The organism is Kribbella sp. NPDC055071, assembly GCF_053608045.1.
In genome coordinates this window covers 1-15,415 of sequence record NZ_JBSGUS010000014.1, presented here as the reverse complement: position 1 = coordinate 15,415, position 15,415 = coordinate 1, and the positions used below count along the sequence as shown (strand labels likewise).

23 protein-coding genes and 2 tRNA genes are annotated in these 15,415 nt (G+C 64.9%); 15 read left to right on the top strand and 10 right to left on the bottom strand.

Features of this window, described 5'->3' with window-relative positions:
* Positions 1 to 63: 63 nt before the first annotated feature.
* From ACWF4Z_RS22840 to ACWF4Z_RS22805, 8 genes are all read left to right on the top strand, one after another.
* A tRNA-Ile gene (locus ACWF4Z_RS22840) sits at positions 64 to 137 on the top strand.
* Between the two features lie 39 nt (positions 138 to 176).
* On the top strand, positions 177 to 308 hold the full coding sequence (locus ACWF4Z_RS22835) for a DLW-39 family protein (RefSeq protein ID WP_452245139.1): 132 nt from the start codon (positions 177 to 179) through the stop codon (positions 306 to 308).
* A 13-nt stretch (positions 309 to 321) separates the two neighbouring features.
* Positions 322 to 394 (top strand) — tRNA-Ala (locus ACWF4Z_RS22830).
* Between the two features lie 373 nt (positions 395 to 767).
* A complete protein-coding gene (locus tag ACWF4Z_RS22825) occupies positions 768 to 962 on the top strand; it encodes a hypothetical protein (RefSeq protein ID WP_452245138.1) in 195 nt (64 codons plus the stop codon).
* Between the two features lie 5 nt (positions 963 to 967).
* Positions 968 to 1,486: a DUF6879 family protein gene (locus tag ACWF4Z_RS22820; RefSeq protein WP_452245137.1), complete on the top strand. Its 519-nt coding sequence runs from the start codon at positions 968 to 970 to the stop codon at positions 1,484 to 1,486.
* Positions 1,467 to 2,324: a helix-turn-helix domain-containing protein gene (locus ACWF4Z_RS22815; RefSeq protein WP_452245136.1), complete on the top strand. Its 858-nt coding sequence runs from the start codon at positions 1,467 to 1,469 to the stop codon at positions 2,322 to 2,324. Before ACWF4Z_RS22820 ends, ACWF4Z_RS22815 begins: the two co-directional genes overlap by 20 nt.
* Before the next feature lie 47 nt (positions 2,325 to 2,371).
* On the top strand, positions 2,372 to 2,575 hold the full coding sequence (locus ACWF4Z_RS22810) for a hypothetical protein (protein ID WP_452245135.1): 204 nt from the start codon (positions 2,372 to 2,374) through the stop codon (positions 2,573 to 2,575).
* Between the two features lie 68 nt (positions 2,576 to 2,643).
* Positions 2,644 to 2,853: a hypothetical protein gene (locus ACWF4Z_RS22805; protein ID WP_452245134.1), complete on the top strand. Its 210-nt coding sequence runs from the start codon at positions 2,644 to 2,646 to the stop codon at positions 2,851 to 2,853.
* Between the two features lie 546 nt (positions 2,854 to 3,399).
* On the opposite strand, the gene ACWF4Z_RS22800 is transcribed toward ACWF4Z_RS22805, so the two are convergent.
* Positions 3,400 to 4,236 (bottom strand): DUF3800 domain-containing protein, encoded by an 837-nt coding sequence (locus ACWF4Z_RS22800; protein WP_452245133.1) that lies wholly within the window; start codon positions 4,234 to 4,236, stop codon positions 3,400 to 3,402.
* 555 nt (positions 4,237 to 4,791) lie between these two features.
* Here ACWF4Z_RS22800 and ACWF4Z_RS22795 point away from each other — a divergent pair.
* On the top strand, positions 4,792 to 5,172 hold the full coding sequence (locus tag ACWF4Z_RS22795; protein ID WP_452245132.1) for a hypothetical protein: 381 nt from the start codon (positions 4,792 to 4,794) through the stop codon (positions 5,170 to 5,172).
* Between the two features lie 27 nt (positions 5,173 to 5,199).
* Here the strand turns inward: ACWF4Z_RS22795 and ACWF4Z_RS22790 are convergent, their stop codons facing one another.
* A complete protein-coding gene (locus tag ACWF4Z_RS22790) occupies positions 5,200 to 5,763 on the bottom strand; it encodes a transposase (RefSeq protein WP_452245131.1) in 564 nt (187 codons plus the stop codon).
* Between ACWF4Z_RS22790 and ACWF4Z_RS22785 the strand changes: the two genes are divergently transcribed.
* Positions 5,762 to 6,265 carry a DinB family protein gene (locus ACWF4Z_RS22785; protein WP_452245355.1) on the top strand — a complete coding sequence of 168 codons (504 nt, stop codon included), beginning with the start codon at positions 5,762 to 5,764 and terminating at the stop codon, positions 6,263 to 6,265. The genes ACWF4Z_RS22790 and ACWF4Z_RS22785 overlap by 2 nt on opposite strands.
* A 153-nt stretch (positions 6,266 to 6,418) precedes the next feature.
* On the opposite strand, the gene ACWF4Z_RS22780 is transcribed toward ACWF4Z_RS22785, so the two are convergent.
* Positions 6,419 to 6,730, bottom strand: a complete 312-nt coding sequence (locus ACWF4Z_RS22780; protein ID WP_452245130.1) for an EthD family reductase — start codon at positions 6,728 to 6,730, stop codon at positions 6,419 to 6,421.
* A 204-nt stretch (positions 6,731 to 6,934) separates the two neighbouring features.
* Here ACWF4Z_RS22780 and ACWF4Z_RS22775 point away from each other — a divergent pair, with 204 nt between their 5' ends.
* Entirely contained in the window at positions 6,935 to 7,339 is a 405-nt protein-coding gene (locus tag ACWF4Z_RS22775; RefSeq protein WP_452245129.1) for a winged helix-turn-helix transcriptional regulator, read from the top strand.
* On the opposite strand, the gene ACWF4Z_RS22770 is transcribed toward ACWF4Z_RS22775, so the two are convergent.
* A complete protein-coding gene (locus ACWF4Z_RS22770; RefSeq protein WP_452245128.1) occupies positions 7,284 to 8,153 on the bottom strand; it encodes a hypothetical protein in 870 nt (289 codons plus the stop codon). The genes ACWF4Z_RS22775 and ACWF4Z_RS22770 overlap by 56 nt on opposite strands.
* A 62-nt stretch (positions 8,154 to 8,215) precedes the next feature.
* Positions 8,216 to 8,611 carry an NUDIX domain-containing protein gene (locus tag ACWF4Z_RS22765; RefSeq protein WP_452245354.1) on the bottom strand — a complete coding sequence of 132 codons (396 nt, stop codon included), beginning with the start codon at positions 8,609 to 8,611 and terminating at the stop codon, positions 8,216 to 8,218.
* A gap of 262 nt (positions 8,612 to 8,873) precedes the next feature.
* Here ACWF4Z_RS22765 and ACWF4Z_RS22760 point away from each other — a divergent pair, with 262 nt between their 5' ends.
* Positions 8,874 to 9,077: a DUF7660 family protein gene (locus ACWF4Z_RS22760; protein ID WP_452245127.1), complete on the top strand. Its 204-nt coding sequence runs from the start codon at positions 8,874 to 8,876 to the stop codon at positions 9,075 to 9,077.
* Between the two features lie 543 nt (positions 9,078 to 9,620).
* Here the strand turns inward: ACWF4Z_RS22760 and ACWF4Z_RS22755 are convergent.
* Positions 9,621 to 10,004 (bottom strand): hypothetical protein, encoded by a 384-nt coding sequence (locus tag ACWF4Z_RS22755; RefSeq protein ID WP_452245126.1) that lies wholly within the window; start codon positions 10,002 to 10,004, stop codon positions 9,621 to 9,623.
* Between the two features lie 77 nt (positions 10,005 to 10,081).
* On the opposite strand from ACWF4Z_RS22755, the gene ACWF4Z_RS22750 reads away from it, so the two are divergent.
* Together ACWF4Z_RS22750 and ACWF4Z_RS22745 are read left to right on the top strand one after the other, a co-directional pair.
* Positions 10,082 to 10,501: a hypothetical protein gene (locus tag ACWF4Z_RS22750; RefSeq protein ID WP_452245125.1), complete on the top strand. Its 420-nt coding sequence runs from the start codon at positions 10,082 to 10,084 to the stop codon at positions 10,499 to 10,501.
* Between the two features lie 27 nt (positions 10,502 to 10,528).
* The gene (locus ACWF4Z_RS22745) at positions 10,529 to 11,044 is read left to right on the top strand and encodes a GNAT family N-acetyltransferase (protein ID WP_452245124.1); all 516 of its coding nucleotides are present in this window, start codon (positions 10,529 to 10,531) and stop codon (positions 11,042 to 11,044) included.
* An 11-nt stretch (positions 11,045 to 11,055) separates the two neighbouring features.
* On the opposite strand, the gene ACWF4Z_RS22740 is transcribed toward ACWF4Z_RS22745, so the two are convergent.
* The gene (locus tag ACWF4Z_RS22740) at positions 11,056 to 11,634 is read right to left on the bottom strand and encodes a TetR/AcrR family transcriptional regulator (RefSeq protein WP_452245123.1); all 579 of its coding nucleotides are present in this window, start codon (positions 11,632 to 11,634) and stop codon (positions 11,056 to 11,058) included.
* 146 nt (positions 11,635 to 11,780) lie between these two features.
* On the opposite strand from ACWF4Z_RS22740, the gene ACWF4Z_RS22735 reads away from it, so the two are divergent.
* Positions 11,781 to 12,485: a DUF998 domain-containing protein gene (locus ACWF4Z_RS22735; protein ID WP_452245122.1), complete on the top strand. Its 705-nt coding sequence runs from the start codon at positions 11,781 to 11,783 to the stop codon at positions 12,483 to 12,485.
* Here the strand turns inward: ACWF4Z_RS22735 and ACWF4Z_RS22730 are convergent.
* From ACWF4Z_RS22730 to ACWF4Z_RS22720, 3 genes are all read right to left on the bottom strand, one after another.
* A complete protein-coding gene (locus tag ACWF4Z_RS22730) occupies positions 12,471 to 13,418 on the bottom strand; it encodes an MBL fold metallo-hydrolase (protein WP_452245121.1) in 948 nt (315 codons plus the stop codon). The two genes, ACWF4Z_RS22735 and ACWF4Z_RS22730, sit on opposite strands and share 15 nt — an antisense overlap.
* A gap of 12 nt (positions 13,419 to 13,430) precedes the next feature.
* Entirely contained in the window at positions 13,431 to 14,462 is a 1,032-nt protein-coding gene (locus ACWF4Z_RS22725) for a fumarylacetoacetate hydrolase family protein (RefSeq protein WP_452245120.1), read from the bottom strand.
* A 17-nt stretch (positions 14,463 to 14,479) separates the two neighbouring features.
* Positions 14,480 to 15,415 (bottom strand): NAD-dependent epimerase/dehydratase family protein (locus ACWF4Z_RS22720; protein WP_452245119.1); only part of this gene is annotated, 936 nt, incomplete at its 5' end.

Below are 15,415 nucleotides of genomic sequence, written 5' to 3'. Positions count from 1 at the left end.
GTAACCGGTTTGGGAGTACGGCGCTTGGTGCGGTAATCTCTCCCGGGTTCGACCCCGCAATGCGGGCCTATAGCTCAGACGGTTAGAGCGCTGCCCTGATAAGGCAGAGGTCACTGGTTCAAGTCCAGTTAGGCCCACCCCTCGATGTTTCCACCATCCCGATCCGAGGAGTCCCAGTGCTGAGAAAGCTCCTGCTGGTGCTACTGGCCGGCATCGGCGGATACTTCGTCTACAAGAAGACCCAGCAGTCCCGCGCCGACAAGGACCTCTGGGCCGAAGCAGTAGACCCGGTCACCCCGGGCCGCTGACCACCCCACACCCGGGGGCGTAGCTCAACTGGCAGAGCACTGCCTTTGCAAGGCAGGGGTTAGGGGTTCAAGTCCCCTCGTCTCCACAACCACTTCTGAGCGGGAATCGCGCCTTCACGGCCCCGCCCCCTTGGTGTCGTCCTGGGAGTCCGTGCCCTTCGCCTGCCCAGATCGATCGTCAGGCGCACTCTTCCAGCGGCCCGCGACGAACTGGCGGACCGAGGTCGAATCGCCAGCTATCGCCGAAAAGCCGCAGACTCTGCCCACCCGCCGATCCCGTTTTGAGTCGTTCGAGCGTGCTCTCTGGCTGGTGCTAGGCCACGCGACGATCCGACCGAGACTCACATTCGGATGAGAAGCTGGTCGAGCAACTTCCCGCAACATCGCTGACAGGCAACAACGCGTAACCCCAGACTCGACAGGGCAAGTTCACGCAACTACGGCAGCAGGGGAATGATCATGCAACTCACGCTCGTAGCAGGCGACCCGGAGTCTCAGCCCACCAACTCGCCCACGCTCTACAAGACCGACCGGGGAAGCTGGATCGTGCAGGGCTGGGTGGTCGACGACCCTGACGCTTTGGCAACGCTCAAGCTTCCGAACGGTGAAACCGCCGTCGAGATCCCGGATCGCATGATCCAGTTCTTCAAGTAGGACTCGTGGAGGAGATTACCGACGACGAGTTCCAAGAGCTGCTGAGGACGTTCAAGCGCAGCTCCATTCATCTGGAGACCCGCGATGCCTATGGCACCGAGGTCGAATTGCCTCACATGGCGCAGTGGGCCGCAGGCGCACCGGATGATCTTGAATGGCTTCAGGACTGGTGCACGACGTTGCGCGCCCACATCGCGGCAGGACGGTCTGTGCGACGGGCTCGGATCGTCTCTGAGCCCCTCAGCGACTATCAGCGCTGGACGCTTGCGATCGGTCATCCGATGGTCGAGGCCGGCGAAGATGTTCGGTTCGTGCCACGACGCGAGGTCTCGGAACTCTGCTTCCCGGGCAACGACTACTACCTGTTCGACGACGAACGGGTCGTGTTCCTGCACTACTCCGGCGCAGGTCTGAACAACGCACTGACCACTACGACGAACCCGGCAACGGTCGAGATGTGCCGCAAGGCATTCGACCGGGTGTGGCCGCTGACGATTCCCTACAGTGAGTACGAACCCGAATAGCTCAGCCCGAAAGGTCCAGGAAGCCCTAGGGCTACGCCTTCGGAATCTGCGCAAAGATGCAGGCCTGACCGGTCGCGAGCTCTCTGCCGCGACCGGCTGGCATTTCACCCGCATCAGCAAGCTAGAGCATGGTGTGCAGCCTCCCACCGATGCCGACATCCGAGCTTGGTGCGCAGCGTGCGGTGCGGAGGACCAGGTGGCGGACCTGGTCGCCCAGGCGCGAGCTATCGAGTCCATGTACGTCGAGTACCGGCGACGCGGGTCTTCGGGCGTGAAGCAACTCATGCTCGCTTTCCAGAAGACCTACGAGACCGCCGAACAGTTCAGGATCTACGAACACAACGTCATTCCGGGCCTCTTCCAGACGCCCGACTACATCCGCGCGATGCTGACGTTCTGGATGCGATTCCTCAACACCACAAACGATGTCGAGGAAGCGGTTGCCGCTCGGATGCAGCGCCAGACCATCCTCTACGAAGGCCGGCGAAAGTTCACCGTGGTCTTGGAGGAGAACGCGCTACGTACCTGGTTCGGCACAGCCGAGACGATGGTCGGCCAGCTCGACCGCCTGCTCTCGCTGATGAGCCTCCCGAACATCGCAATCGGTATCGTGCCCGCCATGATCGAACGCCAGGGCGTCGGCTCGGCCGGCTTCTGGATGTTCGACGACAAGCTCGTCACCCTCGAAACCCCCACCGCCAGCATCGAAATCACCCAGCCACAGGAGATCCGCCTCTACGACCGTATGTTCGACCTGCTGCGTCAGTCGGCCGTCTACGGCCCGGATGCACGTGCCCTGATCATCCGAACGCAAACTGAGATGAACGCCAGCAACTAGGTGCAACAACGTATCCCTCACGTTCCCCCAGTTCCTAGCGTCGGAGCATGACAACAACCGGGAATACGTCGTTCGGAGTCGAGTGGAGCGACCACCCTGATGACGACCAGCACACCGCGACCGGCTGGCCCACGCTCCATTCCGCGGAACGCTGCGACGGCGAAAACCCGATGACCGGCAGTCCCTGCATCAGCGGCCACCACAAAGGTCACCATCGCGACACCAACGGTGCGGAGTGGCTGGACGACTGAGGGCTCCGAGCGTGCAACTTCGTGAAGCGCGGCAACGGCTGAGGTCGCCCTACGACCCAAACCGGGTGATGTCGCGGAACGAGCTAGCGGAGGCCGTCTGTGCGTGGCTCTGGCACACGCAGGGCAGACACGCTGAACTGGACGGCGCGTACATCGCCAAGCTCGAACGTGACGCCGTCCGACGACCGGGCATGGACTATCGCGAGGCGCTGCGCGCAGTCCTCACCGCTGCCACGGACCGAGACATCGGCTTGCTGCCGGACGGATCTGGCCGCTGATCCGGTGGGGTGGGTGCTGCCCCCTGTGCAGCATCCTGTCAACGGTCGCGCGGGGTCAGTTTCCACGTGCCGCGACACATCCGCCTCGCTTAACCCTGAGGCCCTCCTGGTGTGCTGCCGAGTTGACCTCTTATGGATCAAGGGTGCGCCTTCGGCGCGCGGTCCCGGTCTGCGGGCGGCGCCGGGGCGCCGTCCTCGCCGGAGCCCAGTAGCAGGACGCTTCCATATCCACGCGATCCCAACCGCCAATGGCCGACGTGTCTGGCGTCTGACCGCCGGTTAGCCCCGTCCCCCTGGCCGCTCGATCGTACGGCCATCACGACCCACATCAAGAGCGCTTCGCGTCCTACGGATCGGCAAGCCGACCCTTGACGTGCGCCGCGCTGACCTGGGTTTGGCAGCTATCAGGGGGACGGGGCAACTATTGGTGAGCGGTGATGAGGCTCACCGGGTTCGGTGCTTCTGTTCCTTAAGTCACACCGCTATGGTGACTAACAAGTGCTGAGCGGGTCCGCTTGACCCGGGTAGGTGCTTCCCGCCCCTCGGCTACGGCCGGGGGGCCTTTCCGTTCCTGACCACCACTCCCGGAATGCCCCCGGAGTACTTGTTGACCGCCGAATGCGTTGCTTGGCCAAGTTCCTGCCACATCGCGGACGGCGCGACGATCGCCACGGCCTTCGATGGTGGGAGGTAGGACCGCCAACCAGCGTAGGCGAGCAGATCGGCCGTTTGAATGAAGTAGGAATGCTGGGACGCGCGCGGGACAGGGTCCTCAATGAGTGCCTTGGCGGGCAGCCGGAACGTGCCGCCGCCGTGCATCCGTCCAGCCGTCATGTGTCGACGAGCCTTCCGGACTTCGGCCCGTACAAGGTCATTCTCGCCGTCGTCGTGGATGAGCATGAATGGTGCCTTCTCGTAGTGGCTCGTGCGCTCCAGTCGCTGAAGGAGGGTCTCCCAAGCGGTATGGAAGATCTCTGGAGCGGGAGCTTCGCTGCCCCGCTTGTCGATGACGACTGCGAAGCCCCGTCCGCCGATCGAATGGATCATGCGGAGATGCGCGCGGTAGATCAGGCTGCGCTCTGCGGGTGCCAGCTTCAGTTGACGTAGCGGTCCACCATTACGGATGAGGTAGTTCGCCTTCAGTTCGGCGCGCATCGGAATGCCGAATCGATCACGAACCCGGCGGCGGAATTCGATGATCTCATCGAAGGCACGAGGCCAATCGGCGATGGGGATGATCAGACATCCGAGCGCGTAACAGAGCGACGCGCCATCCTTGGAAATCGGGCCGGGATCACCGGTCTCGTCGACATAGGCGAGGAACACATGACCATGATCGCAGGGAGTACCGATAGTCGCAGTGAAACGCAACGTCGGCGTCAACCAGCCCACTGTGTGACCTTGTGGACGACCGTCGTGGCAGTCGTAGTGGGACGTGCCCTCCGCGTGCCCTAACGAGAACGCAGCAAGGGGGCCGACCGGTCACTCACGGGGTGGAACCGCTCAAGCCCCCGCTCAGCGATCCAGCGCTCGGGCCAGCGGGAGCGCCACAACCGCCTTTGCAAGGCAGGGGTTAGGGGTTCAAGTTCCCTCGTCTCCACCACCTCTCGGTTTCGCGCCCGCGCGCTTCGCGGCCGCTCCCTTCGTCGCTCCTCACCGCGACCACTCCGCGCGCTCCCGCCCACCCCCGGCTAATCGCCGGTGCATCCTTTCCGGCTGCCGCAGGACGTAGCGAGCTACCGCCCGCATGCGACCGCTGGGCCGGCGCCCGTGGGCCCAGTCGGACCGTGGTGCCGACGACCGCCGTTCCGTCGACGCACCGAACTGAGCGGCCGTTGCTGAGTTGGGCTCGGTTTCCACGACTGTGACAAACCTGTGGACACACCGACGTTGCGTCGAGCAAGCGCGTCCAGCTCGCCAAACCGCAGGCTCATAAATGTGGCCAGCGCCATCATCCGCAGACGTGCCAATTACGATGCTGGCGGCATGATAGGTGGCGTGATTATGGTCCGCTGCTTGGCGTTCGTGCTCGTCGCCTCGTTGATCAGCGCTCAAGTGGTGATGCTGATGGAGCGTGGACGCTCAATGCGTGAGCGGTTGGGTGATGTGAGCTGGGGCGGGGATGCGAGCTCGCTCTTGCTGGTCGCTGCGCTCATGACCGGTGCTGTCGGCGCGGTGGTGGGTAGCCTTCGTGGCGGTGCATTGATCGGCGCAGGTGTGGGGATCGTCGTCGCCTTGCTGGCGTGGGCGGCTGCTGTCGCGTGGGCGCATCGACAGCAGCCACAAGTACCACCACGTCATCGGCTGCCGGAGCAGTAGACGCGAGCGCTGCGTCGATCTCTTCGGTCAGGATGGGCGACGCGTTGCAGTGAACGCCTTCTCGGGGTGGTAGTGCTGGCCGGTTTGGAGGCAGAAGTAGAGCTGGCCGAGCGTCCGGTTGAACCGCTGGCGTAGTGCGGCTGGGTGCCGGTCGCCGTGGTTGCGTCGGTGTCGGTACTGGCTGTGTGGGTGTTCATCGTCGGCCAGTGCGGCGAACGCCCAGGCCCAGCCTGCGGCGGCGAGTCGGTCGTTCTTGGCGCGGCGGTGGGTGATGGAGATGGTGCGGCCAGAGGCACGTGTGATGGGTGCGGACCCTGCGTAGGCCTTGACTGCTCGGGCGTCGGTGAAGCTGGTCCGGTCGTCGCCGAGTTCGGCCAGCATCCGGGCGCCGCTGTTGTCGGTCAGGCCGGGAAAGCTAGTGATGATGGCGTGGTCGAGGTGTTGCTGGAACCTTCGTCGCTCCTCGCCGGGCGGTGCCGGCGCCCGTGAGTCAGCCAGACTGGGGTGCCGACTGTCGGCGTACCAACCTCGAGTGTCCCACCAGGTTGTGAGCGTGGACGGAGACTTCAGGTTGACTGTAGGCGTGGACATGAATACAGAGCAGACGGCGAAGCGCGAGTTGTTTGATTGGCTCGACGCGCAGCGGACGCATGTTGTGGAACAGGTCATGGCGATGCCGGCTGAGGCTCGCCGTCGCTCTCAGGTCCCCTCAGGCTGGACACCCCGAGGTGTCATCAGGCATCTGACCCTGGACGTCGAGCGCGTGTGGTTTCGAGCCGTCATGGCTGGCGAGCAAGTGGATCTTCCCCAGGGGTACGACGGCTGGACCGCGCCCGACCTCCACAGCGACGAGGAGCTTCTCGAGCAGTACGCCAATGAGTGCAGCCTGGCCAAGGCGGCGGTCGCCGAGTTGCCGCTGGATGCGGAGCCGGTTTGGTGGTTCGAGGACAGCGGCGACCCGCCGTACTCCTCACTGCGAGAGGTCTTGTTGCACGTGATCGTCGAGACGGCTACTCATGCCGGACACCTCGACATCTGTCGTGAGCTGGTCGACGGCGGACAACGCCTCGTCCTCGACGAGCCAACGGCCTGAAGACATTCGCATGCCGCGATCCGTGCTTTCCGCCCTGGCAGACAAGCGTCGCGCGCATCACCCGACGCAGAACAGTCCTTCTCCTCGGCGGTGGTGCAACTCTCCCAGACGGCCAACGATCCCCGCGGACCGAATTCGGATCTCAGCAGCGGCTCAGGAGGTGCCGTTCTGTACCGGATAGTGGATGACGACCGCGCCGCCGGTGGCGTAGTTGGCGACGTCGGCGGATACCTGTTGGCCCTGTAGGGACGCCCTGGATGCGGCCATTGCCTCGGCGTCGGCGAACTCGGCTTCGAAGACTGCGAAGTACGGCGTTTGTCCCTGCGTCGCTGCCACGTCGAAGCTGTAGCGCCACGCGAGCAGGCCCGGCATGCGTGCGACCAGCGGCAGGTGGTTGCTGACGTAGTACTCGCGGAAGTGGTCGGGATCGGCGGGCTCGGAATACAAGACCATCAATTTGTGCATAGCAACCTCCGTTGAGCAGCGAGCGGGCACAACACCCCGAGGATCTCCGGCTGTCGCCGTACCGGCACCTTCGATGCCCAGCCGGTCGGACAACCCGGTCGTAGTCGCCTCACGAAACCCCTCCGAAGTGCTTCGGAAATAGAATCACTGAGGAGCACGATAGTGTGTCGGATATCGAAGCGGCAAGAGGGGACGGAACGACGGATGGCGGCACCCAGGCCGGGACAGGCAGTCCGAGGGTCGAGCACCGGCCGGCCACTGATGGCCGCCCTCGATCTGTTCGGCCGTAGATGGAACCTGCGAATCGTGTGGGAACTGCAAGACGGGCCGGTCGGGTTCCGTGCGTTGCGGGAGCGCTGCGACAACATGTCCTCCAGCGTGCTGCGGCAACGACTGACCGAGCTGCTCGACGCCGCTCTCGTCGAGCAGCATCCAGACTCCACCTACGCCCTCACCGACCTGGGCCACGGCGTCTACCGCGCGCTGCGCCCGCTCGGCCGATGGTCCGCTGACTGGGCCGCGGCCCTCGCCACCGCCGGTTCCGAAGACACCGCTAGCTCTGCATCGAGTATCGGTGAAGCACCACTCCGGGTGGAGCGAGATGGATGAGCTCGCGCACCGTCACAACTTGGTGCGGGCTAAGCCATTCCTGACCTGGTTTATGCAGCGCCCAGCCGCCTCCAAGCGTGACCGCGGCGTGCGTGTTGTTGCCGTGGGCGTCGCGCCACACCAGCACGGTTCCCGGCAGATCATCTCGACCTTCCGCCGTGCAGTAAGCCGCTAGCCAACCTTCGAAGACCCCCTCGTCGGCGCCCTGGACACCTGCCGCCGCCATCACGGTGGCGAAGCAGGATGTTGCACTTCCGCTGGCGAAGGAGCTTCCTCTGCTCCCTCTGGCGAAGGTTCCACTGAGTGTTCGGGCACGGGGAAGAATGGATGAGGCGGCGCGCCAGATCTCCTCCGGCACCGACATGCGCCGGCAGGGTAGCTGCCGCTCACTCACCACGCGCTTGAGGACGGCCTCGAGGTGAGGCTCAACCAGGGTCGGCCACCAGACGAACCGATGCCCGTCAGCCTGCTCGCGCAGCACCTGTGCATCGAGAATGTCCGCCCAATCGGTGATGGCGGGTACAGCTCCCCGCCCGTGCCTTGCCTGCGCTCGGACGAGCTCGGAACGCACATCGCGCGCGTGTGCATAGAACGGACCCTCCTCAAGCCAGACGACTTCCAGGTCCTTCGCGAGATTCCACACTTCGTAGGTGTCGCGAAGCTCGGGCGACAGGTCGTATGCGGGACTTGCAGGTGTGAGCCCGAGTTCGGCCGATTCGGCGGCCGTCAAGAAGAACGGCTGACTGGCCGGGGCCAGCCAACCGGCCCAGCGCAGAGCCAGTGACGTTTCGACCTCGATCGCCAACACGTCCATCGCCACACGGTACAAGCCGGGTCGACGTCAATACCGATGTGAGCTTCCAAACGAGCGGCCGATCATGTCGGTGAATCGGTTGCCGTCTGGATTGCGTTCTGGATGTTCGGGAGGCTTGTTGGGTGGGCTAGCTTCAGGGCTGGGAGTTCGGTGGGACGGAACCAGCGGAGATCGTCGTGCTCTTCGGGTTCGGCGTTGACCGGATCGCCGTGCCAGCGCGTGATGAGGAACGCGTGCAGCTCGAGGGTTGGGTCGCTGATCGTCATCGGGAAGGGAACGGGGTCTTGGACACGGACCCCAAGTTCTTCGAGACACTCCCGGGCTACGGCCTCGTGAGGTGACTCGCCCGGTTCGACGTGCCCACCGACGAGGTCCCAGCAGTCGGGATACCACCGACGCGACGGATGCCGATGCACCAGGAGCACGAGCCCGTCCCGCACCAGCGCAGCAACTGAAATCGCAATCGGCGCAACTATGCCGACACACTAGGCGCGAACCCACCTCATGCTGCGATAGCTGACGTGGGATTGTGGCTCGATGGCTCTGGTGTGTCGACGGTGTGGACGAGATGTTCGGGTTAGTGCTGAGCAGTTCGAGGTCTTCGAGCGGATGCATTACGTGTGCTTCCACTACGAGTTTGAGCATGACGACGCTGACGTCGATGAGGAATGCGGCGCCGGCGGGTGTCCGTCCGCGTCACTGATCGGGGGTCGTGACCGCGTGATTGCGACTGCGCGTGAACTCGCGATCGAGAGTGCGTCGGGTGAGCCGTGGGAGAACCCTCTGACTCACCAGTACCTGGAAGCCTTCGCCGCATGGCTGGCCGACTCCGACGGCTACTACGTGAACCAGGGACGAGTTCCGCCCGGCAACGGCTGGGAGATCGTCAACGATGCGTTGCAGGCGGCAACGATCTACGAATGACCACCCTGCCGCGGATCTGCGCCGCCAAACTGCCGCAGGTCACGTGATAGACCGCTGCCGTCGCGGTCAGCAGGCGTAGGTGTCAGGTTGGTGGAACACCTACCGTGGTTCTGTGAGCAAGATGCGGCGAAGGGCAGATTCGGCTACGCGGATCCAGAAGGCAGCGGACCAGGCGAGTAAGGCGACTACTGTTGGCGGCCAACTCCAGGCCTCAGATGCGGACGTCCTTCGCATTGCAGAGGCAATCGCGGCGCAGCGATCAGACCTAATGGACCGGCTGGCCCGGTGAGCGAGATTGTCGTTCTCACCACTGATTGGGTGGTGCTGATCAACGGACCCTTCGGCTGCAGAGTTCGCCAGCGAGGATTGTGGACATCGCCTTGAGTTCGCTCAGTTCGTCATCGACGCAGGTCACCGATACCCTCGTAGGGCTCGGGGCAGTAGCCCTTGGGAAGTGGACCCGGCAGCCTTCCGGACGGTTGGTGAGCCGGGTTTCGCGCGTTCAAGGCGAGGAGGATCCGCCAGCGATAACGAGCGCTGGGGCTATGCCTGTGTTGGGCCGTCGGGGTGGAGGCGTTTGTCTAGCCAGTGGGGGCGGCGGGGCCAGCGGTGGTCCCAGTCCCATTGCCAGGTTTTGTTGGCGTAGCCGACGGGGTCCAGTTCGATGCCTGGTTGACCGATTGATTCGCCGTGTTCGCGGAGGAGGGATTGCAGAAGGTCTGGGGCTAGTTCGTCGGTCAGTTCGAGTACGACGAGTTCTTTCTCCGTCGTCATTTTGATCACGCGACCTGTTTCGGTCAGGGCGGCGGTGTATTCGCCGTCATCGACATCGATTGCTTCCAGGTAGTCCTGTGCGTCGGTGATCGACGGGAACCTGGTCAGGTCGGCACCGGCGAAGACGAAGACAACTCGCGGAGCGGGAAGCACACCTCAGCATCGCGCAGGTGCGGCGATCGCGCACGCGACTTGCGTGTGCAGCACCTGTTCCGTGCGACAGTTTCCCGGTGGAGCTGATCCGGGTTGAGTTCGATGATCAGGAGCTCAGGTTTCTGCGGGCCGCGCTGCTTGACTGGGGTGGGCCGGCCGCGCCGACCGATGAGATCTCGGTGGCGATGGGCTTTACGAACGCTCGGTTGTTGGCGTCTGAGGCGTGGGCGCTGTGGAAGCGGATCGAGGCCGGTGAAGGGCTGAGCTTGGCGGACTGGCGCCGTACGTTGCTGGCGGTTGAGATCGTGTTTGTGAGTGACGTGGTCGGCTCTGGGTTGGACTGGAGGCTCACGTCGGGGGTGAGTGACGAGGAATCGATCGACATCCTCCGAAGGGTCCAACGGAAATTGCCTCGGTGGCGCAACTCGGCCCAGTTCGGCGTGGGTGATGACGGCGGGGTCATGATTTCCGATTCTGAGCGGCCTGAACTGATCTGAACCTGGCTGCGGTTGAGAATTCGGATCATGACTACATCCTTCCGAGCGGTTGAGTTGGTCGACATGACCGGTACCGCATTGAGTGCGTTGCTAGCCGACGACCGGGCAGCGGCAGAGGCCGAGCTGGGCTTCGCATTGGGCGACGAGTTCCTGACCGACAGGGCTAAATGGCTCTGGAGGTATCGCTTCGATCAGCTGACTCGGGATCCCAGCACCTTCGGGTGGCTCGTGAAGCTCGTCGTGGCCGACGGGACCGTGGTCGGGTACGCCGGTTTCCACGGTCCGCCGAACGAGGACGGCATGGTCGAGATCGGGTACACGGTCGATCCGCCGTACCGGCGTCAGGGCTACGCGAAGGCGATCGTGGCCGCGCTCCTCGAACGCGCGGCGGCCGAACCCGTCGTGCGGACCGTTCGAGCCACGATCAGTCCTACCAACGAGGCATCGCTGGCCACCATCGCCGGCTTCGGGTTCGTTGCGAACGGCGAACAATGGGACGACGAGGACGGCCTGGAGCTCATCTTCGACCGCCCCAGCCGCTGACGCGCAGGCGGCTACTTGCCGTTGGCGACGCCGTACAGAACTGCGTCGACGATGACGGGGACCTTGGTGGTGTCGCGGTTGTTGCCGCCTAACAGGAATCGGCCGTGGAGTGGGCCGACGATCAGTTCGAAGATCAGGCGGTGGTCGCTGCCTGGGGGTAGCTCGCCACGGTCGACCGCACGCGAGATCACGGTGGCGCAGCGGTCCAGGCGGGCGTCCCAGTAGTTGTCTCGCAGCTCGACCAGGGCCGCGTCGCGCGACCGGACCACGTCCATGAGGACGGCCCCGAAGGGTGAGCCGAGCAGGGCGGCGACGCCTTCGAAGAGTTCGATCAGATCGCTGCGGACGTGACCTGTGTCGGGCACCGGTACGACGGTGTCGGAGGTGTTGAGGATCGCGTCCCGGATCAGGGTTCCGCGGTCCTGCCAGCGGCGGTAGATCGAGGTGTGGTGCACACCCGAGCGCTCGGCGATTGCGGGAATGGTGGCGGCGTCGAGGCCGCCGTCGAGGAGGATCTTCGCGGTCGCTTCGAGAACCTGCTGACGGACCCGAGCGCTTCGTCCGCCGGGACGCTGGGTGGGTGCGCTCATACCGCCCAGTCTAACGCACAACCTCCTTGCGTTTGACAAACACTCCACTTACGCTCAGTGCTAAGGCGACGGGGATGTGCATTTACAAGACCGCCCGGGTGACCTCGAGCCGGCCAACCGACCGTGCACAGTCGAAGGAGCGGGACATGAATGGGACCAGGTCGATGAAGTGGACGATCGCGGCCGTTGCGCTGATCGTTGCTGCGCTGCAGTACGTGATCGCGGAGGCCGTGACGGCTTCGGGCTGGAAGAACCCGACGTACAGCTACAGCTACAACTTCATCAGCGACCTCGGGGTGCCGTCGTGTGGCGGCGAGGTTCAGGGTCGGACGATCTGTTCGCCGCTGCACACGGTCATGAACGCCGGCTTCGTCGTACAGGGTCTGCTGGTCATCCTGGCGGCGTTGCTGGTGTTCGGTCTGCGGCGGCGGACCTCCCTGGTTCTGGCCGTGGTCCATGGCGTCGGCATCGTTCTGGTGGGGTTGGTGCACGGTTCGCCCGAGTCGATCGCGGACGGGGCGATCCGGTGGCACGGGCTCGGTGCGGCGATGGCGATCCTCGGAGGCAACGCGCTGTGGATCGTCGTGGGCCGCGATGTCCTGCGCAGGCAGGGGAAGCGATGGCTGGGAATTGTCGGGATCGCGCTCGGTGCACTCGGACTCGTGTGTTTGCTGGTGCTGGCGACGTTCATGGTGAGTGGCAACGTGCCCGACAACGTCGCGGTGTTCGAGCGGGGCTCGGTGTACACGATCATGGCCGCGGAGTTCGTGGCGGGCTTGGCGCTTCTGGTCTCGCGTGGGCCGCGTAACCGGCGAGTCGAGACGCCGCCCGTCACCTCATCCGCGATCTGACCCGAATCCTTCGAGCTCGGCGATGCGACGTAGCACCTCGCCGGTGTCGACACGCTCCATGGTCGGGTCGAGTTCGTAGTAGACGGCGAGCACGTTCTGCGCGATTCGCCCGCGTTCGTCGAGCTGAGCGAACCGGCCGAGGCTGATGTCGCGCATGGCCTCCTCGGCCGTCATTCCCTTCTCGTAGCGCGCCTGTGCTTCTGCTTGCACCCAGAGCAGGTAGTCACGCACCTGATGGATGCCCGAGGCCTCGATGGCAGGACCATGGCCCGGTACGACGAGAGCCGGTTCCAGGGCGAGCATCCGGTCGCAGGCAGTGATCCAGTTCGAGACCGGGCCTGTCCAGCTGATCGGGGTGCCTCCGATGAACAGCAGGTCCCCGGCGTACAGGACGCGTTCGGACGGTACGAACACCACGCTGTCGCCGGCGGTGTGTGCCGGGCCAAGGCGAATCACCTGCACCTCGGTGCCCCCGACGTACAGGGTCAGTTCATCGTCGAAGGTCCGGGTGGCGACGGTGGGTGTCACGGCGGAGAAGTCGAACTGCGAAAAGAGATGCCGGGCGAACCGTCCGACCGGCCCGGGCTGGGCAAGCAGCCCCAGCGCGAAGTGCGGCCCGTTCGCCGGCATCTCCTCGGCGGTGGCCCGCGAAGCGATGATCTCGGCGTCGCCGACAAGTTCGTTGCCGAACCAGTGATCGCCGTTCGCGTGGGTGTTGACGACGGTTCGGATCGGGTTCGCATCGGTGATCGGGCGCAGCCCTTCGAGCATCTCCCGCGTCGTGACCAGATCGAACAAGGTGTCCACCAGCAGCGATTCACCAGCGCCGGTCACCAGGCCGGCGTTGCTCCAGCCCCACGAGCCGTCGGGTACGAGCCAGGCGTGGCAGTGTTCGGTGAGGCGGTGCAGGCCGTGTGTATAGGGAATGTCCATCGGTTGTGTTCCTTAGTCGTGGCTGAGATGGAACGGCGGCGCACCGCGATAGCTCGTGATTCCCGCGCCTTCGCGAGGAGCCCGCTTCGGTCCAACGGAATTGCGCAACACACCGACGCCCGAGGCTTCGAGCTCGACGACGTCTCCGGGCTGGATCCATCGGTCGAGTTCGAGGCCGCAGCCGGCGCCGACCGTGCCGACCGCGAGGAACTCGCCGGGGTACACGTCCTCGTCCAGTGACGCCCAGGCGAGCACTTCGGCGAAGGAGAACTGCCGTTCCTTGGACGTGCCTGTCGCCCACTCCTCGCCGTTGACCCGGGCGCTCATGGCAATCGACCACTCGTCGACCTCGTCCATCGTCAGGACACACGGACCCATCGAGGTGCAGAAGTCCTTGCCTTTGGAGGGGCCGATGGACAGGCTCATCTCGAAGAGCTGAATGTCGCGGGCGCTGACGTCGTTGAAGATCGTGATGCCGGCGATGCGTTTCTCGGCCTCGTACGGCGTGAGGTCACGTCCGCCGGCCGAGGTGAAGAAGCCGATCTCCAGTTCGAAGTCGAGTTGATTCGTGTACGACGGCCACAGCAACTTCTCGTCCGGGCCGATGACCGTTTCGACGTTGCACTTGTAGCAGATCGGCATCGCCGCGAACGCCGGCGGCAAGGTCAGCCCGGCGCCGCTCGCGTGCTTGGTATAGGTCAGGTAGTCCCGGATCCGGCGCGGGCGTGGAACTGGCGCGAGTAGGCGGACATCCTCGACCGCATGCACGACAGGGGCGCCGTCGTCGTTCATGAGGAGGTCGCCCTGTTGACGCCGGGCGCGCGCGAGGTCGCGCGCCCGGCGAGCGTGCTCGAGCCCGCGATCACCGCTCTGGAAGAACGCCACCATCTCGGTCGCGACCTCGGGCGCCCGCGCTCCGGCTGCCTGTCCCGAGCGCAACCGGTGCTCGGCCTGGAGCACGGGTCCCGGTTCGAGTACGGTCTCGCCGTCGAGAATCCCGAGCCTGGCCTCGCCCGCGGCCGGCCGAAATGTCACGAGTCGCATGTCGCGCCTGCCGTAACTCAGAAGGGCACACGGGCCGCGGCGGCCTGGCGCTTGGGTTCGGGATAGACCGAGTGCAGGTCGAGCGGCTTCGGTAGGGATGCCAGTTCGGTGACTATGCCTGGACGGTGGGGTTGCCAGCCGAGTTCGTTGATCGCCTTGTCGCTCGATGCGCGGCAGTTGGACCAGAAGTCCAGCTCGCCGGCCCGGCCGTTGATCTTGCGCATTGTCGGGAAGTCGACCAGTTCGAGCTCGCCGCCCAGGCCCGCGGCGGCACTCACAGCCTTCGCCACGTCGATCGCGCTCACGGTCTCGGTGGCCGCGATATAGAGCCCGTGCAGGTTGGGGGTCCGCAGGGCAATCGCATAGAGGTCGGCGAGGTCGTCGACATGCACGAACGTCGAGGCGTTGTCGTTCATCACCGCGTGGACCACGCCGTGCTTGCGGACCCGCTCGAACATGCGGGCGACCGGCCCGATGTAGCCGCCGCCCCGGCCGTAGACCTGCCCGGGCGCGATCAGGATCGTCCGGACGTCGGTCACCGCGGTGATCTTGCGTTGAATGTCGCCGAAGTGACTGTAGAAGTACGGCGGGGAAATCGGATCCGCCTCGGTGACGACCCGATCCGGAACCATGATGCCGGTGTCCAGCCAGATCCCCGTGCCGCCGTTGAACACGTACGGCTTGTCGGTACCCGCGAGCGCATCGAGGATCGCGTCCGTGGTGGCGACGGCCTGGGGAACGGTCTCCAGGGCTTGGGTGAGAAAGCCGCCGCCGGTGAGCTGAACGACGCCGTCGGCCGCCTTGGCCCCTTCGGTGATGATCTCGACGTCACCCAGTCCGCCGCGAACAGGTTCGATGCCTGCCGCGCGCAACTGGTCGGCCGAATCCTCGCTGCGAGCCAGACCGGTGAGGACGTGCCCGTCGGCCTGCAGCCGTGGGGGGGCCCCCGCGCC

Coding starts and splice junctions, on each gene's coding strand:
- ACWF4Z_RS22780 (WP_452245130.1), bottom strand. CDS start 6,730: ATGCACAAATTGATGGTCTTGTATTCCGAGCCCGCCGATCCCGACCAC.
- ACWF4Z_RS22775 (WP_452245129.1), top strand. CDS start 6,935: ATGGCGGCACCCAGGCCGGGACAGGCAGTCCGAGGGTCGAGCACCGGC.
- ACWF4Z_RS22725 (WP_452245120.1), bottom strand. CDS start 14,462: ATGCGACTCGTGACATTTCGGCCGGCCGCGGGCGAGGCCAGGCTCGGG.
- ACWF4Z_RS22825 (WP_452245138.1), top strand. CDS start 768: ATGCAACTCACGCTCGTAGCAGGCGACCCGGAGTCTCAGCCCACCAAC.
- ACWF4Z_RS22810 (WP_452245135.1), top strand. CDS start 2,372: ATGACAACAACCGGGAATACGTCGTTCGGAGTCGAGTGGAGCGACCAC.
- ACWF4Z_RS22740 (WP_452245123.1), bottom strand. CDS start 11,634: ATGAGCGCACCCACCCAGCGTCCCGGCGGACGAAGCGCTCGGGTCCGT.
- ACWF4Z_RS22805 (WP_452245134.1), top strand. CDS start 2,644: ATGTCGCGGAACGAGCTAGCGGAGGCCGTCTGTGCGTGGCTCTGGCAC.
- ACWF4Z_RS22745 (WP_452245124.1), top strand. CDS start 10,529: ATGACTACATCCTTCCGAGCGGTTGAGTTGGTCGACATGACCGGTACC.
- ACWF4Z_RS22785 (WP_452245355.1), top strand. CDS start 5,762: ATGAATACAGAGCAGACGGCGAAGCGCGAGTTGTTTGATTGGCTCGAC.
- ACWF4Z_RS22770 (WP_452245128.1), bottom strand. CDS start 8,153: ATGGACGTGTTGGCGATCGAGGTCGAAACGTCACTGGCTCTGCGCTGG.
- ACWF4Z_RS22790 (WP_452245131.1), bottom strand. CDS start 5,763: ATGTCCACGCCTACAGTCAACCTGAAGTCTCCGTCCACGCTCACAACC.
- ACWF4Z_RS22730 (WP_452245121.1), bottom strand. CDS start 13,418: ATGGACATTCCCTATACACACGGCCTGCACCGCCTCACCGAACACTGC.
- ACWF4Z_RS22735 (WP_452245122.1), top strand. CDS start 11,781: ATGAATGGGACCAGGTCGATGAAGTGGACGATCGCGGCCGTTGCGCTG.